The following is a 15963-nucleotide window of genomic DNA, read 5'->3' on the forward strand; positions in this document are numbered from 1 at the left end:
GACGGGGGCGAGCCCCCGTCAGGGAACGATGGTGAGGAACAGGTAGGCGGCGAAGATCACAAGGTGCACCACGCCCTGCAGGATCGTGGTGCGGCCCGAGCCGAGCGTCAGCGACGCGACGATCACCGTCAGGAACAGCAGCACCATCTCCTTGGCGCCCAGCCCCAGTTCGAGCGGGCGGCCAAGGGCGATGAAGACCACCGCCACCGTGGGAATGGTCAGGCCGATACTGGCCAGCGCCGAGCCCAGCGCCAGGTTCATGCTGGTCTGGAGGCGGTCCAGCCGCGCGGCGCGCAGCGCGGCGAGCCCCTCAGGCAACAGCACCAGCGCCGCGATCACCACGCCCACCACGGCGGGCGGCAGGCCCGCGGCGGCCACTGCCGCTTCCACGGACGGCGACAGCATCTTCGCCAGCGCCACCACGGCCACGAGGCACACCACCAGCAGCACGCCACTCGCGGCGGCCACGCGCCCCGGCGGCGGCGGTGCGTGCTCGTTCTCGTCGCTGCTCTCCACCAGGAAGTAGTCGCGATGTCGCACCGTCTGCACGAACACGAAGCAGCCGTACAGCACGAGCGACATCAGCCCCGAGAACGCCAGTTGCGACGAGGTCAACATCGGCCCCGGCGTGGAGCTGGTGAAATTGGGCAGCACCATGGTCAGCACCAGCAGCGCTACGAGCACGGCCATGGCCGCCTTGGCGCCGGGCGCCTGGAATTCCTGCTCCCGGTGGTGCAGGCCACCCACGAACAGGCACACGCCGACGATGCCGTTGCAGATGATCATCACGGCGGCGAACACGGTATCCCGGGCCAGCCCGGCTTTCTCGGGCCCGGCCGACAGCATCACCGAGACGATCAGCGCCACCTCGATCACGGTCACCGCAATCGCCAGCACCAGCGTGCCGAACGGCTCGCCCACCTTGTGGGCCACCACTTCGGCGTGGTGCACCGCGGAAAATACCGCGCCCGCCAGCGCGGCGGCCATGATCGCAACAAGCCAGCCCTGGCCCGGCAGCATCAGCCCGAGGCCGAACGCGGCCCAGGCGGCCAGCGGCGACCAGACGGTCCATGCGGGCAGTTTGTTCGAAGTAGCCATCCTTGTTCCTTTTTCTTCTGCTGCCGCACGACGGGCGACTGACGGGGCATTGTGCAGCAGAAGGCCGCCCGGCGATAGGTTTCAGGCGGGGCGGGGAAGTTCCGGAGGGCGGCGGATTCAGTCCGGCATGAACGGCCGGGTGGGCGGCTCCGCACGCGCGAGGCGGTCGGCATCGGCATCGCGCAGGCCGGGATGATGGCGCGAGATCCAGCGCGCGGCGACGATGAGGGCGATGAGGAAAGCGAGAACGTACCCGACGAAAGAGACGGCGTTATGCATGGTCTGACCCCTATATAGGAACGGCTCTGGTGGCCGGTGCAGGTCAGTATGGGCAACAAGCGCAGCGGCCGACACCCTCTGTCGGAGGGGCGTTCCGGTCACCCAATTGGGGGCTGCGCCGCGCGTGGGCGCCTGAGTCAGAATAGCGAGCCGGACTCGGGCGCGGGCGGCGCGGGCTCGGCATCGGGGGCGGCATCGGGGGTGGCATCTGGGGCGGCCTTGCTTGCCGCCGGCGGCATCGGCGCGGGCGCCCCGGCCATGCGTTCGGACGGATAGAGCCGCAGGAAGGTCCGGGCGACCTCCGGGTCGCGGCAGCGCAGCCAGTCATCCCATTCAGTCTCCGGCACGATCACCACCGAGCGCTTCTCGGTGCCGGGCCGGTGCATGCGCGACAGCAGCGGGTGGGCATCGGCATTGACGGTGAGCATGGTGAAAGACAGCGTGTCGTCCGGCCACGCGCGCCAGAGGCCGGCGATGCCGAACCCCGGCGCGTCTGGCAGCCAGAGCTTCCAGCGCACGGGTTTGCCGGGCCGCTCCGGCGTGCCGGCCTCGGGGTAGGCGTATTCGTAGAACGCGCTGGCCGGTATCAGGGCCAGCTGGCCGGCCTTCCAGAACCGGGCGAAGGACTTGAGCGTGCCCACGGTCTCGGCGCGCGCATTCGCGGTGGGGAAGTAGCGGGTGCCGGGCGGGATCTTCCCCTTCGGCACCATGCTGAACGAGGCCAGCGCGCAGGTGCGCCCGGCATCGGAGCCGGTGACAATGGGCGCGAGGGTGTCTGGCCACGCCTCGTCCGCCCACAACCGGGCCGGCGGCTCGATGCCGAAGATGTCGCGCAGGACTTGCCGCTGGATGGGGGCGTAATTGACGCACATCGATCGCTCCAGGGAGGGGAGAGGCGTGCGGACATCCTAGCAGCCGCCGCCGTGCTACGCACTCCGCTTCGGGAGCTTCCCCGCAATGCCCATGATGGCTGCCACGCCGTCGTCTCCCATCATGGCCCTGGCGGCCGCCTGCGCCTGTGCCCACGCGGGTGCGGCCGCTTTCAGCATCGATTTGCCGGCGCGGGTCACGGAGAGCGGCCGCGATCGGCCATCGGCGGCCTCCGCCGCGTCTTCCGCGATCCATCCTGCTGCGAGCAGCGGCTGCAGGTTGCGGGTCAGCGTGGAACGGTCATGATGATTGCGCCGCCCGAGATCGGCGCGGCTGATCGGGCCGAGTTCATGCACGAGCACCAGCAGCGTGAACTGCGTGGCGTTGATGCCGAACGGGCGCAACGCCTGATCGTAGGCAGCGGTCAGGACACGCGAGATCTGCCGGGCACGGGTCATCACGCAGTGCTGGAGAATCTCGGCGCCCGGGTTGCTGGCCACAGAACGCTTGTCGGTACGCATGTCTCACGGGAAGGGGGAGCGATGAAGTACCGCCAGCGTACCGCACTCAGTGCCGATGTGCTGGCGGCGCGGCCGCGGTGCCCGGCGACCGGGTATCGGGGACGGTCACGCTCACCACTTCCGTCGCCAGGATCTTGTGCGTGGGATCTGCCAGTTCCATCCGCACCTTGTGCGGCCCCGGCGGCAGCCCCACCACGATGATGGGATCCTCGCTCGTGTGCGCCCAGGTGGCCGGGCCATCGTCAACGGTCACATGCAGATGGCCGACGCGCGGCGAAACCTGGGTGGCAGCCTTGCCGAACACCGGGATCACGCGGAAGTTCTCGGTACGGAACTGGACGATCACCACGCCCCGCGCGAGCGGCTCAGGCAATGCCGGGTAAGCCACAACCCTGGGCGCCGGCTCCGCGTCGAGCGGCAGGACGGCCGGTGGACGGCTCGTGTCCGGAGAGGTTTGTGCGGCGGCCGTCATCTGCACTGCCGCGAGCGCGGCGGCGGCGAATACGTAGGTAAGTGCTCTCATGTCTGACTCCTGAAGTTGGGAAACAACCCGAGGGCGCCGATGATGCCTTGACGGAATAGTAGGTGCGCGGCCATTTTGTACGCGCATGTATCTGCGCGGCGCCGGCATACACGGCGATACCGTTTGACCGTCTCGGGACCACAGACTGGATACATCGCCTCACTCTAATGCTGCATATGCAACAGATTGCGCGGCTTGGCCGGTGCAGGAGGAAACGAGATGAAAGCGAAATCAGCAATCCGTCGGTCGGCACGGTCGGTGGCCACTGCAGTCAGTGTCTCCGCGGCGCTTATGGCCGGCACAGGCGCCGCTATCGCAGCGGCCAGCGAGCCCGTTGCGGAAGTGAGTTATGTGGATGTCGATCCCGAACTGCGTTTGCGGCGGATGGTGGTCGGGCCGGCGGCACCGCGAGGCACGGTGCTGTTCCTGCACGGTTTTCCCGAAACCATGCTCGCCTGGAAAGAGATTGCCAGGACGCTTGGGGAGGAATACGAAGTCCACGCGTTCGACTGGCCGGGCTATGGCGATTCTTCACGTCCGCCTGCCGAGCGTTTCGCCTACGCGCCGCGTGACTACGCCACGGTACTGACGCGCTACATCGACACGGCAGGCATCGACAGCAGCCGCCTGGTGATCTACGCCACCGACATCGCAGCCTTGCCGGCGTTGCTGGCGGCCATCGACCGGCCCAGCATCGCCCGGACCATCATCGTCGGCGACTTCGCACCGTTCAACCGCCCGCAATACATGCAGGAACGCCTGCAGGCGCTCAAGGAGCCCGCATCGGCCGAAGCCGTGCGGAGCGCCTTCAATGCCTCGCGCGACGAGATTCTGCAGAACGCGTTCACGCGTGGATTGCCGGAGGGGGCGCGCTATGCGTTGGATGCGGATTATCGTGCCGATCTTGCACGTGGCTGGCAGAACGGGGCGCTGACGTCGGCCGACGCGTTCGCGCACTACTACGCGCACTTCACGCGGGATCAGAATGCGTTCGAGGCGCGGCTGCCGGGCCTGAAGGCCCCGGTACGCGTGGTGTGGGGCGAGCAGGACATCTATATCAACAAGGAAATGGGCGTCGAGTTCGCGCGCAGGACCGGAGCGCCATTGCGGCTGCTGCCCGCCACGGGCCATTACCCGCACCTGCAGCGTCCGCACGAGACGATCGAAGAGGTCCGCGCGGCGTTTCGTTGAGGGTCCCCAGCGTGGCCCGTGTCGCCACCACGGGCCGCCGCCTTTCCTACGTGGCGAACACGCCGCTGACGGCTCCTGTCGCCGTTACACCGCGCCCTCCGGCCCGCGCCGGAAGCTGATTGCCAGCCGGTTGAAGGCGTTCATGAGGCCGATCGCGATGGTCAGGTCGGCCAGTTCTTTTTCCTCGAAGACGGCGGCGGCAGCCTCGAAGGCGTCGTCGGGCACATGGGTGTCGGCGACACGGGTCACCGATTCGGCCCAGGCCAGTGCGGCCTTTTCGCGGTCGGAGAACAGGCTGCCGGCCTCGTGCCAGACCTGGACCAGCGCGAGCTTCTGCACGTCCACGCCCCTGCGCGTGAGATCCCGTGTGTGCATGTCCAGACAGTAGGCGCAGCCGTTGATCTGGCTGATGCGCAGGTAGGTCAGCTCCACGAGCGCGGGGTCGAGCCCGGACTGCGTGATGTAGCCGTAGACACTGCCAAGCGCCTTGACGCCGGCCGGGGAAGTTTTGGTGTAGTCGATACGCATGTTCCGTCCTGCTTGTTGGGTGTTCAGGTTGGAGCCGATCAGAACCAAACTGCCTCATGATCGACTTCATTTCATTACTACGACTGATATAGTCGGAGATGAAGATAGCCGATCCGCGGTCGTACCGCAAGCGGTGGATGGGTTGGCGTAAACCCCGCCCCAAAATTTCTTGCGCGGCTTAACTACGACTAATACAATCGTAGTTAAGCCGCATCGAGAAAGGCGGGCTGGAGATCGCCGCGGCGTCGCCGCTGGTCAAGGCAGCACAGATCCATTCAGGAGCAGTAGAGATGTCCCAACGCATTCTTGTCATTGGCGCCGGTTTTGCCGGCATGTGGAGCGCCCTCGCTTCGGCTCGTCTACTCGACGAGGCCGCGCGTACCGATGTGGAAATCGTGCTGATCGCGCCGGAGCCGGCGCTGCACGTGCGTCCGCGGCTCTACGAGCAGAACCCGCTGAAGATGAAGGCGCCGCTGCTGGAGATCTTCGCCGCTACCGGCGTGCGGTTCGTACAGGGCTTCGTCGAGCGCATCGACGTGGCGGCCCGTGAAGTGGAGGTGAGGGGCGTGGGCGCCGAACCATCGCGCCAGACGCTTGGCTATGACCGCCTGGTGCTGGCGGCCGGCAGTCGGCTGTTCCGGCCGGCGATCAATGGGCTCGAAGCGCATGCCTTCAACGTCGATCAGGTGGCCGATGCCGCCCGGCTGGAAGTGCATCTGCACGGTCTGGCCGGCCGCCCAGACAGCGTGGCGCGCAATACCGTGGTGATCGCCGGCGCTGGCTTCACCGGCATCGAGACGGCGGCCGAAATGCCGGCGCGGCTGCGCGAAGTGCTCGGTGCCGATGCCGCAGTGCGCGTCATCATGGTAGAGCGCAATGGCGAGATCGGTCCGGACCTGGGCCAGGGGCCGCGCCCGGTGATCACCGAGGCGCTGACCGAACTCGGCGTGACGTGGAAGCTGGGCTCCGGTGTCGCGTCGGTGGACGCGGAAGGCGTCACGCTGGAAAGCGGCGAGCGCATCGACGCCCAGACCGTGATCTGGACCGCAGGCGCCCGCGCGAGCGCGCTGACCGACCAGATCCCCGCGCAGCGCGACAACTTCGGCCGGTTGCACGTCGATCGAAACCTGAAGGTCGATGGCGTGGCGCACGTCTATGCCACAGGCGATGTGGCCCGTGCGGCGACCGATGACGAGGGCAACGTCACGATGATGTCGTGCCAGCACGCGATGAACCTCGGGCGGTCCGCGGGGCACAACGTGGCAGCCGACCTGCTGGGCCAGCCGCCGATCCCGTACAGCCAGCCGAAGTACGTGACCTGTCTGGACCTGGGTCCGTGGGGCGCGGTCTACACCGAGGGCTGGGACCGCCAGGTGAAGCTGTCCGGCGCGGAGGCCAAGGCGCTGAAGACCAGGATCAACACGGAATGGATCTATCCGCCGAGCGCGAACCGGGCCGAGGCACTGGCGTCGGCTGACCCGCGCCGCATCGTCGTGGCCTGATCGGGCTGGGGGGAAAGAAGAAGGGCGATCCGCCGGGATCGCCCTTTTTTTATCTTGCGCTGCGCCGGTTGGCCGCGCGGTCTGTCAGCCACTCCACTACCTGCCCGCCGTAGGCGGCGGGCACTTTCTCCACGGTGCGTTCGGCAATGTCGGCCAGCGTGTGATTTTTCAACTCGGCGCGCATCGCCTTCTCGGCAGACTGCATCACGGCGTGGATCGTGCACACGCCGCGCGTCGCCCATGCCGGCGGGCAGCCCTCGAATACGGCACTGCGCTCGCGGATCTCCCGGCACTCGAACAGCGGCTTGTCGCCGTCGATGGCGACGATGACGTCGTAGACCGAGATGCGCGAAGGCGGGCGGGCGAGCCGAAAGCCGCCCTTGATGCCTTCGGTGGCCACCACGAGTTCGGCCTTCGCGAGCTTGGTGAACAGCTTGGCCAGGAACTCGGTGGGGATGCCCTGCAGCTCGGCGAGGTCGCGCACGCTGGCCTCTTCCACGGCCATGTTGGAACGGGACAGATAGAGCAGGCAGTGCAGCCCGTACTCGACACCCGTGCTGATATGGGACATTTTTAACTAGGACTCAATAGATCGTAGTTGCAAGCCTACACCAGCGCCGGCGCGACAGCAAGGCTCTCCAGAGACCTTGAAAAACTGAAGCGCTTGTTCGAATACTGTTGTACTAGCTGCAAATACCCACACTGCCCCGTCCGGCATCGCAAGCCTGCCACTTGCAAATGTCTGGACAATTTCGCCAGATGACAATCCTGCAATGTTCCTCGTGAACTTGCGCCGCTCGCGTTCAAGGAGAACGGGAAATGGACGACTCTTGTCAGCAGAATGGTGGCCGTGCCCGCACCGGCGGCGTGCAACCCGCCGCGCCGCAGGCCGGCGCCGGCCACGCGGTGAGCTTCAAGGTCAACGGCACGCTCCAGTCGCTTACGGTGGCGCCCAACGCCATACTGCTTGACGTCTTGCGCGATCAACTGCACCTCACTGGCACCAAAAAGGGGTGTGACCATGGCCAGTGCGGGGCGTGCACGCTGCACGTGAACGGCGTGGCGATCAATGCCTGCCTGTCGCTCGCGGTGATGCATGACGGCGACGAGATCACCACCATCGAAGGGCTCTCCCAGGGCGGCACGCTGCACCCGGTGCAGCAGGCTTTCTGGGATCACGACGCCTACCAGTGCGGCTACTGCACCGCCGGCCAGATGATGAGCGCCGTGGGCGTGCTCGGCGACAAGCGCATCCCGACCGACGACGCGGCCGTGCGCGAGGCGATGAGCGGCAACATCTGCCGCTGCGGCGCCTACCGGAACATCGTCGCGGCCGTCCAGGACGCACGCGGCAAAATGAAGAGAGGCTAGCCATGCGTACCTTCGAGTATGCCCGCGCGGCGGACGTCGAGCAGGCCATCGTGCTGCACGCGCGCGCGCCTGAGACCGCCTATCTGGCCGGTGGCACCACCCTGCTGGACCTCATGAAGCTGGACGTGATGCACCCGCCGCGCGTGGTGGACATCCACAAACTCGGCCTCAACCAGGTCGAGGTGGCTGAGGACGGCCGGGTGCGGATTGGCGCGATGGTCAGCAACACCGAGCTGGCGCGCCATCCGCACATCGTCAAGCATCACCCGGCGCTGTCGCAGGCGCTGCTGTCCGGTGCCAGCACGCAGCTGCGCAACAAGGCCACCACGGCCGGCAATGTGATGCAGCGGGTGCGTTGCGGGTACTTTCGCGATGGCGTGTCGCCCTGCAACAAGCGCGAGCCGGGCTCGGGCTGCCCCGCCATCGACGGGCTGAACCGCAACGTGCACGCGGTGCTGGGCGGCAGCAACCAGTGCATCGCCGCGCATCCGTCCGATATGTGCGTGGCGATGGTCGCCATCGGCGCCACCATCCACGTGCAGGGGCCCAAGGGCCGGCGTGACATCCCGTTCGCGGACTTCCACCTGCTGCCCGGTGAAACGCCGTGGAAGGAGCACGCGCTGGAGGCCGACGAGATGATCACGCACATCACGCTCGATGCGCCGCTGCCGAACAGCCGCTCGGCCTACCTGAAGCTGCGCGACCGGGGCTCCTACCAGTTCGCGCTGGCGTCGAGTGCGGTGGTGGTGGTGCTGGATGGTCGCACCGTGCGGGACGTGCGCATCGCGCTCGGTGGCGTCACCACCAAGCCGTGGCGGGCCGCCAATGCCGAGGCGGTGCTGCGCGGCAAGGCGGTGACGGACGCGCTGATCCGCGAGACCGCCGCCGCTGCCATGGCGGGCGCGCAGTCCTATGGCCAGAACGGCTTCAAGCTGCTGCTTGGCCAGCAGGCGGTATCGCGCAACCTGACGCGGCTCGTCGCCTGACCGGCTGCCCCGATCCATCCCCGATCCAGCGGACCTTCACTCGACAACGGGAGTCCAGCGTGAACAAGAATGCCATCGGCGCGTCGCCGCGCCGTATCGACGGTCGACTCAAGGTCACCGGCGCCGCGCTCTACACGGCGGACCGCAACCTGCCCGGCATGCTGCATGCCTATGGCGTATTCAGCACGATTGCGAGCGGGCGCGTCACGGGCATCGACACCGCCGCCGCGCGGCGCGTGCCGGGCGTGGTCGACATCCTGCACCATGACAATTTCCTGCGGCTCTACCGCGCGCCGAAGGCGCCGATCTCGCCGGCCACGATCCTGACCGCCGGCATCACGGACGAGCACCGCCTGCCGTTCGAGGACGCGAAGGTGCACTACGCCGGCCAGTTCGTCGCGCTGGTCGTGGCGGACACCTACGAGCATGCGCGAGAGGCGGCCCAGCTTGTGAAGGTGACGTATGCCGCGGCCAAGGCACTCGCCAATCTGGAGCAGGGCATGGCGGCTGGCAAGCTGCAGGACGGCGGGCGCGGCCACACGCGCGGCGAGCCGGCCAGGGACTTCGACGCCGCGCCGGTCCGTGTCGATGCCGTGTACCACACGCCGGTGGAGACCCACAATCCAATGGAGATGCACGCCACGGTGGCGTGGTGGGAGGGCGGCGACCTGCATCTCTACGAGGCCTCGCAAGGCGTGCTGGTTCATCGCAACACGTTGGCCCTGATCTTCGGACTCACGCCGGAGAGCGTGAGCGTGGACGCGCCGTTCATCGGCTCGGGCTTTGGCGCCAAGCTGTTCCTGTGGCCGCACTCCGTGGCCGCCTGCGCGGCGGCCAAGATGACCGGGCGCCCGGTGAAGCTGGTGGTGCCACGCGCGCAGATGTTCACGACCACGGGGCAGCGGCCGGAGACGAAACAGCACCTCCGGCTGTCGGCGGGCGCCGACGGCAAGATCACGTCGATCCGGCATGAGTCGATCAACACCACGTCCTTTATCGAGCAGTACGTGGAGAACTGCGGCGGCATGACGTCGAGCCTGTACACCTGCCCGAGCGTGCTGGTCACGCACCACACCATCGACGTGCACCGGGGCGCGCCCACCTCCATGCGCGCGCCCGGCGCCGCGCCGGGCCTGTTCGCGCTCGAATCCGCCATCGACGAACTGGCGCTGGCGTGCCAGAAGGACCCGGTGCAGTTCCGCCTCGATAACATCTCCACGCGCGACGAAAGCACCAACCTGCCGTGGTCCAGCAACCACCTGCGCGAGGCCATCGAGCAGGGCGCCCGCAAGTTTGGCTGGGCCAGGCGCGACCCGCGCATCGGTGCGATGCGTGTGGGCGACGAGATTGCCGGCTACGGCGTGGCCGTCTGCAACTGGGACGCCTGGCGCACCCCAGCCGAAGCGCGGGTGCAGTTGCGCAGCGACGGCACGGCCGCGGTGATCTGCTCGATCCAGGACATCGGCACCGGTACCTACACGATTGCGGCGCAGACGGTGAGCGAGCTGACCGGCCTGCCGTTCGAGAAGATCGAGGTGAAGCTGGGCGATTCCTCGTTCCCGGCGGCACCGGTCTCGGGCGGATCGTGGGCCACGGCCAGCGTCCTGCCGGCCATCGCAGAGGCCACGCGCAACGCCATCGACCAGTTGCGCACGTTTGCCACGCAGGAGGGCGCGCCGTTCGCCGGGGCGAAGCCCGAGTCGCTTCGCTTCGAGAATGGCTGCCTGACCGATGGAACGCGCACCGTGGACTACGCCACCGTGCTGACCGCGCAGCGCTTTGCTAGCGCCGATGGTCATGCGCGCACGGGCGGCACGCCCACGGACAGGATGTCGTTCATGTCGTTCGGCGCGCATTTCGTGGAGGTGCGCTGGGACCCCGGCATCTCGCGCCTGCGCGTGGCGCGCGTGGTCAGCGCCATCGACGTGGGCCGCGTCATCAACCCACTGACGGCGCGCAATCAGGTGGAAGGCGCCATCGTCATGGGCGTGGGCATGGCGCTGTTCGAGGCCACCGAGTACGACGAGCGCAACGGCATCCCGGGCAACAACAACTACGCCGAGTACGTGATGCCGGTGCATGCGGACCAGCCGGACATCGACGTCATCCTGCTCGACTACCCCGACCTGGCCTTCAACGAGTTCGGCGCGCGCGGCATCGGGGAGATCGGCATTACCGGCTTTGCGGCGGCGGTGGCCAACGCGGTCTACCACGCCACGGGCAAGCGCATCCGTGACCTGCCCATCACCATGGAGAAGCTGATGGACGCGCCCGGCCGGGTCGCCGCCTAGCCGATGGCCTATATATATAGCGGTGGATGGCCGAGCGCGGGAGGGGGTGATGGTCGACAATCCGGTTCCGGAGGATGACGCCGGGGTGCGCGAGCACCCGCGCTACGCGCAGATGTTCCCCGTGCTGACCGAGGAGGACATCCAGCGCGTGCGCCGCTTCGGGCGCCTGTCGCACTTCGCTGTTGGCGAATGCCTGTACCGCGCCGGCAGCCTGTGCCCGGGGATGTTCCTGATCCTGTCCGGCAAGGTGCGCATCGTCGGGCGCGATGGGCTGGGCCACGAGCGCGTCCTCCACACCTACACCCAGCGCGGCGAGTTCACCTCGGACGTGACGCAGCTCTCGAACAAGCCAGCCGTGGTGGATGCGCGCGTGATCGAGGACGTGGAGGCCGTGCTGGTGCGCCCCGACGAACTGAGCGCGATGATGATCAGCGAGGCCGATCTCGGCGAGACCATCATGCGCGCGCTGATCCTGCGCCGCATGCTGGTGATCGAGCGCGGCCACGGCGTGGTGCTGGTGGGCGCGCCGGACAACGGGCGGCTGGTGGCGCTGCAGAACTTCCTGCGGCGCAACGGCTTTCCCAACACCACGCTCGACGCGGCGATGGACCCCGAGGCCGTTGCGCTGCTCGAACGCCTGACCCCGCTGCCGGACGACTTCCCGCTCGTGGTCTGCCCGGACGGCACCGTGCTGCGCAATCCGGACGAAGGCCACCTGGCCTCGTGCCTGGGCCTGATTCCCGAGTTCGATCCCACCCACGTCTACGACGTGGCGGTGGTCGGCGCCGGCCCGGCCGGGCTGGCCACCGCCGTCTATGCGGCGTCCGAAGGGCTGTCCGTGGCCGTGCTCGACTGTCGTGGGCCGGGCGGGCAGGCTGGCACCAGCGCGCGCATCGAGAACTACCTCGGCTTTCCCACGGGCATCACCGGGCAGTCGCTGGCCAGCCGCGCCTTCGCCCAGGCGCAGAAATTCGGCGCCCATATCGGCATTCCATGTGAAGTGAAGGCCCTGTATTGCGACCGGCGTCCGCTCTTCGTGGAACTGACCGATGACCGCCGCATTGCCGCGCGCACCGTGGTGATCGCCAGCGGCGCCGAATACCGGCGACCGGACGTGACCGGGCTCGATCGCTTCGAGTCGTCCGGCATCTACTACTGGGCCACGCCGATCGAGGCGCGCCTGTGCCGCAAGGAGCCGGTGCTGCTGGTGGGCGGCGGCAATTCCGCCGGGCAGGCGGCGGTGTTCCTGGCCGCGCATGCCGAGCACGTGCACCTGTTTATCCGGGGCACCAGCCTTGAGCACAGCATGTCGCGCTACCTGACTGAGCGGATCGCCGTGCTGCCCAACGTGACCGTGCATACCCGCGTGGACCTGCGCGCGCTTGAAGGCGGGGCACGTCTCGAACGGGTGTATTACCGGGGCGCGGGCGGCGTGGAGGGCTGCATGACCACGCATCACCTGTTCGTCTTCATCGGCGCGGCGCCGAATACCGCGTGGTTGGCCACCTGCGGCGTGCTGCGCGACGAGAAGGGTTTCGTGTTGACCGGGGCCGAAGTGCCCGATGCCGCGCCGCACGTGCCGTCCCTGCAAACCAGCCTGGAAGGCGTGTTCGCCATCGGCGACGTGCGTTCGGGATCGATCAAGCGGGTGGCTTCCGCCGTGGGCGAGGGCGCTGCCGTGGTCGCACAGATCCACGCCGTGCTGGCCGGCATGCGCGGCACCTGCCAGCCCGGCACGCGCTGATCCGTTTCCCCCCCTGCGGCGCCGGCATCACTCCGCCAACGCGCCCCCATCGGAATGCCTACAATAGCTGGACGGACAGGCCGCGCGGGCTGATGCGCGGCACTGTCGCTGCCACGCGTGCTCGCAGGCAGGGGCGCGCGCCACTCATCTCCACGAAACATGGAGAAACATCATGCAGAGTAGCGAAGCGGTGCTGACGCAGGCGCGAGCCGCGTTGGCGCATGTGCCGTATCAGGGCCACCATCTCCATCCCACCATTCACCTGCGGCTTTCCGACGGCGCGCTGATCCTCGAGGGCGAGGTAGCGGACATCGTCGACAAGACGCGCGCCGCCGCGCACCTGCGGCGCGTGGACGGCGTGACCATGGTCATTGACCACCTGCGCATTGCCGATGGCGCCGCGCCGGTGGGCGACGGCGAACTGCGCGATGCCGTGTGCCAACGGCTGCTTACCGCGATCGATTTCCGCAACTGCAAGATTTGCGCGAAGGTGAAGGGCCAGGACGAGGCGCGCCGCGAGGCCGTGGGCGAGCGCAGCGGCTGGATCGAGGTGGCCGCCGCCAATGGCGTGGTCACGCTGTCCGGCAATGTGATCAGCCTTTCCCACATGCGGCTGGCCGGCGTGCTGGCGTGGTGGTCGCGCGGCTGCCGCTGCGTGGTGAACGAACTCGTGGTGGCGCCGGCCGAGGCCGATAGCGATGAGGAAATCACCGAGGCGCTGCAACTGGTGCTGGAAACCGATCCCTTCGTCGATGCGGGCCGCATCGCGGTGCGCACCGCGAAACGCGTGGTGACGCTCGACGGCTACGCCACGAGCGAGGGCGCGCGCAAGCAGGTCGAGCGGGATGCCTGGTATGTGTACGGCGTGGAGGACGTCGTCAACCGGATTTCGCTGAGCAGCTGAGTGCTTTGGGGGCATGCCGGTGGCGGGAACGGCGCGTGGATTGGCGGGATTGACCCTCCCCGGCCGCGCGCGCAGGCGATAGGATCGGCTTTTGTCGCCAACCGTCCACACAGGAATCCTCATGCCCCGTTCCGTTCGTCACCGCCGCGCAGCGCTGCCCGCCGCGCTCTCCCTCGCGTTGTCATTGGCCTGGAGCGGCGCCGCGCTGGCCGCCGGGCCGGACGCGGCCCTGCTGCAAGCGGCACAGGCCGCGCAGCCGGGCGTGGTGCAGTCGCTTAAGGAGATGGTGTCGATCGAGTCCGGCAGCCATGACGTCGAAGGGCTGAACCGCATGGCCGCCTACACCGAGAAGCGCCTCAAGGCGCTGGGTGCCAGCGTGGAGCGCGTGCCGGCGGCGCAGGGCCACGGCCCGATCGTCAAGGGCACGCTGGAAGGCACGGGCACAGGCCGCGTCATGCTGATCGCCCATATGGACACCGTCTACGCGCGCAACACGCTGGCCTCGCAGCCGATTCGCGAGGACGGCAACAAGCTCTACGGGCCGGGCATCGCCGATGACAAGGGCGGCATCGCGGTCATCCTGCACGCGCTGGAGATCATGAAGGCGCAGGGCTGGAAGGACTTCGCGCGGGTGACCGTGCTGTTCAATGCGGACGAGGAAATCGGCTCGCTCGGCTCGGGCGCCGCCATTGCCGCGCTGGGGGCGCAGCACGATGTGGTGCTGTCCTGCGAGCCCAATCCGGCCAAGGCCGTGGCCAAGACCGAATCCCTGCTGCTCGGCGCCGCTGGCACGGCCTCCGCGACGATGGCTGTTCAGGGCCGCGCCTCGCACGCCGGCGCCGCGCCGGAGCTGGGCCGCAATGCCTTGATGGAACTGGCCTACCAGCTGCAGCAGACGCGCGATGTGGCGAAGTCCGTGCCGGGCTCGCAACTGAACTGGACCAATGCCAAGGCTGGGGATGCCCGCAACCAGATTCCTGCTTCGGCCAGCGCCTTCGGCGATGTGCGGATCACGGCCAACGGTGCCGCCCAGAAGCTCCAGGCGGCGCTGCAGGAGAAGGTCAACGCCGGTCATCTGGTGCCCGATACGCAGACCACCATCACGATGGAAGAGGGCCGTCCGCCCTTCGTGGTCAATGCGCGTGGCCGGGAACTGGCGGCGCAGGCCCAGAAGATCTACGCGGAACTGGACGGCCGGCAGCTGGCCCTGTTTCCCGGCACGGGCGGCGCCACGGATGCCGGCTTCGCGGGCCAGTCGGGCAAGGCCGCCGTGGTGGAGAGCTTCGGCCTGTCCGGCTTTGGCTATCACGCGCGCGACGAGTACATCGAACTCGATTCCATCGTCCCGCGCCTCTACCTGATGACCCGCATGCTTCAGGAGAGCGGGCGCTGAGCGGATTGGGCGGATTGGGCAACCTGCTTGGCGATGGCGTCGGCAAGACGCGTGGCGTCGTTGTAGACGCTGTCGTGCTGCAGTTCGCTGACGCCGTGCGCCGCGCCGCCGGCGGCGGCTGACATGGCCACATGGCCGGCCACCGCGCCCACGCCGGCGGTCTCCGCCACGCCGGGCATGTGGCCGCTATCCGCGCTGGCGTGGAAGTCCTGCACCGCCACCGCCGGGCCATTGGCGGGCTGGTAGACCAGTTCGACCGACGCGCCCACATCGCTCTTGCCCGCGCCCAGGCCCACCACCATGCGGCGGCGCAGGTTGCCTTCGTCGATCTTGTCGAACTGGCCGGTAACGACCAACGCATTCGCGCCCGCCGGGACCGCGCCATCGAGGCGCACTGCGTTGAGCCCCTTGGCACGCAGCTGCCGCACGATTTCATCGCTCACCTGATCACGGGCCTCGCGCGCATCGTGCATGGCCTTGCCAGCCTGGCTGTCCGCGCCGGCCATCGACATGACCTTTTGCATCACGCGGCTGTCTACCTTGACCTGATCGGGGTTGGCGTTGAAGGTCTGCACGTAGATGATGTCCGCGTTGCCGGGGAGGGCGGCGGTGCCCTGCGTGATGGTAGTGGCGTTGGCGTAGCCGGCGGCCAGCAGCGCGGCGGCCGTCAGCGTGGCGAGGGTGAAGCGGCGGGCAATGAGGGAGAGTTGGGTGGTTTGCATGGCGAAATCCTGTATCGGTTGGGTTGGAGCGTGTCGGTGC

The 15963-nt window shown here is 68.0% G+C and carries 16 protein-coding genes; 8 read left to right on the forward strand and 8 right to left on the reverse strand.

Annotation, left to right across the window (positions count from 1 at the left end; genetic code table 11):
* Positions 1–18 precede the first annotated feature (18 nt).
* The 5 genes from BM115_RS14480 to BM115_RS14495 all read right to left on the reverse strand — a co-directional run bounded on the left by BM115_RS14480 (position 19) and on the right by BM115_RS14495 (position 3291).
* Entirely contained in the window at positions 19–1098 is a 1080-nt protein-coding gene (locus BM115_RS14480) for a calcium:cation antiporter (protein ID WP_092294935.1), read from the reverse strand.
* Positions 1099–1215: 117 nt separating this feature from the next.
* Positions 1216–1377, reverse strand: coding sequence for a hypothetical protein (locus BM115_RS27295; RefSeq protein WP_177219920.1), 162 nt, complete (start codon positions 1375–1377; stop codon positions 1216–1218).
* Positions 1378–1514: 137 nt separating this feature from the next.
* A complete protein-coding gene (locus BM115_RS14485; RefSeq protein WP_092294937.1) occupies positions 1515–2249 on the reverse strand; it encodes an SOS response-associated peptidase family protein in 735 nt (244 codons plus the stop codon).
* A 54-nt stretch (positions 2250–2303) separates the two neighbouring features.
* Positions 2304–2768: a MarR family winged helix-turn-helix transcriptional regulator gene (locus BM115_RS14490; RefSeq protein ID WP_092294939.1), complete on the reverse strand. Its 465-nt coding sequence runs from the start codon at positions 2766–2768 to the stop codon at positions 2304–2306.
* A gap of 46 nt (positions 2769–2814) precedes the next feature.
* The gene (locus BM115_RS14495) at positions 2815–3291 is read right to left on the reverse strand and encodes a DUF6130 family protein (RefSeq protein WP_092294941.1); all 477 of its coding nucleotides are present in this window, start codon (positions 3289–3291) and stop codon (positions 2815–2817) included.
* A gap of 219 nt (positions 3292–3510) precedes the next feature.
* On the opposite strand from BM115_RS14495, the gene BM115_RS14500 reads away from it, so the two are divergent.
* On the forward strand, positions 3511–4482 hold the full coding sequence (locus tag BM115_RS14500; protein ID WP_255370824.1) for an alpha/beta fold hydrolase: 972 nt from the start codon (positions 3511–3513) through the stop codon (positions 4480–4482).
* A gap of 84 nt (positions 4483–4566) precedes the next feature.
* Here BM115_RS14500 and BM115_RS14505 read toward each other — a convergent pair whose 3' ends face one another.
* Entirely contained in the window at positions 4567–5010 is a 444-nt protein-coding gene (locus BM115_RS14505) for a carboxymuconolactone decarboxylase family protein (RefSeq protein ID WP_092294945.1), read from the reverse strand.
* A gap of 290 nt (positions 5011–5300) precedes the next feature.
* Between BM115_RS14505 and BM115_RS14510 the strand changes: the two genes are divergently transcribed.
* The gene (locus BM115_RS14510) at positions 5301–6512 is read left to right on the forward strand and encodes an NAD(P)/FAD-dependent oxidoreductase (RefSeq protein ID WP_092294947.1); all 1212 of its coding nucleotides are present in this window, start codon (positions 5301–5303) and stop codon (positions 6510–6512) included.
* A 49-nt stretch (positions 6513–6561) separates the two neighbouring features.
* Here the strand turns inward: BM115_RS14510 and BM115_RS14515 are convergent, their stop codons facing one another.
* The gene (locus BM115_RS14515) at positions 6562–7083 is read right to left on the reverse strand and encodes an RrF2 family transcriptional regulator (protein ID WP_092294949.1); all 522 of its coding nucleotides are present in this window, start codon (positions 7081–7083) and stop codon (positions 6562–6564) included.
* 248 nt (positions 7084–7331) lie between these two features.
* Between BM115_RS14515 and BM115_RS14520 the strand changes: the two genes are divergently transcribed.
* From BM115_RS14520 to BM115_RS14545, 6 genes are all read left to right on the forward strand, one after another.
* Positions 7332–7883 carry a (2Fe-2S)-binding protein gene (locus BM115_RS14520; RefSeq protein ID WP_092294951.1) on the forward strand — a complete coding sequence of 184 codons (552 nt, stop codon included), beginning with the start codon at positions 7332–7334 and terminating at the stop codon, positions 7881–7883.
* Between the two features lie 2 nt (positions 7884–7885).
* Positions 7886–8869, forward strand: a complete 984-nt coding sequence (locus BM115_RS14525; RefSeq protein WP_092294953.1) for an FAD binding domain-containing protein — start codon at positions 7886–7888, stop codon at positions 8867–8869.
* 59 nt (positions 8870–8928) lie between these two features.
* The gene (locus BM115_RS14530) at positions 8929–11160 is read left to right on the forward strand and encodes a xanthine dehydrogenase family protein molybdopterin-binding subunit (protein ID WP_092294955.1); all 2232 of its coding nucleotides are present in this window, start codon (positions 8929–8931) and stop codon (positions 11158–11160) included.
* Positions 11161–11209: 49 nt separating this feature from the next.
* Positions 11210–12904: an FAD-dependent oxidoreductase gene (locus tag BM115_RS14535; RefSeq protein ID WP_092294957.1), complete on the forward strand. Its 1695-nt coding sequence runs from the start codon at positions 11210–11212 to the stop codon at positions 12902–12904.
* 172 nt (positions 12905–13076) lie between these two features.
* A complete protein-coding gene (locus BM115_RS14540) occupies positions 13077–13808 on the forward strand; it encodes a BON domain-containing protein (RefSeq protein WP_092294959.1) in 732 nt (243 codons plus the stop codon).
* Between the two features lie 121 nt (positions 13809–13929).
* Positions 13930–15201 (forward strand): M20/M25/M40 family metallo-hydrolase, encoded by a 1272-nt coding sequence (locus BM115_RS14545; RefSeq protein WP_092294961.1) that lies wholly within the window; start codon positions 13930–13932, stop codon positions 15199–15201.
* On the opposite strand, the gene BM115_RS14550 is transcribed toward BM115_RS14545, so the two are convergent.
* On the reverse strand, positions 15183–15923 hold the full coding sequence (locus BM115_RS14550; RefSeq protein WP_092294963.1) for a DUF4410 domain-containing protein: 741 nt from the start codon (positions 15921–15923) through the stop codon (positions 15183–15185). The two genes, BM115_RS14545 and BM115_RS14550, sit on opposite strands and share 19 nt — an antisense overlap.
* Positions 15924–15963 lie beyond the last annotated feature (40 nt).

The sequence above is a fragment of the Cupriavidus sp. OV096 genome (assembly GCF_900115455.1).
Taxonomy (GTDB): domain Bacteria; phylum Pseudomonadota; class Gammaproteobacteria; order Burkholderiales; family Burkholderiaceae; genus Cupriavidus.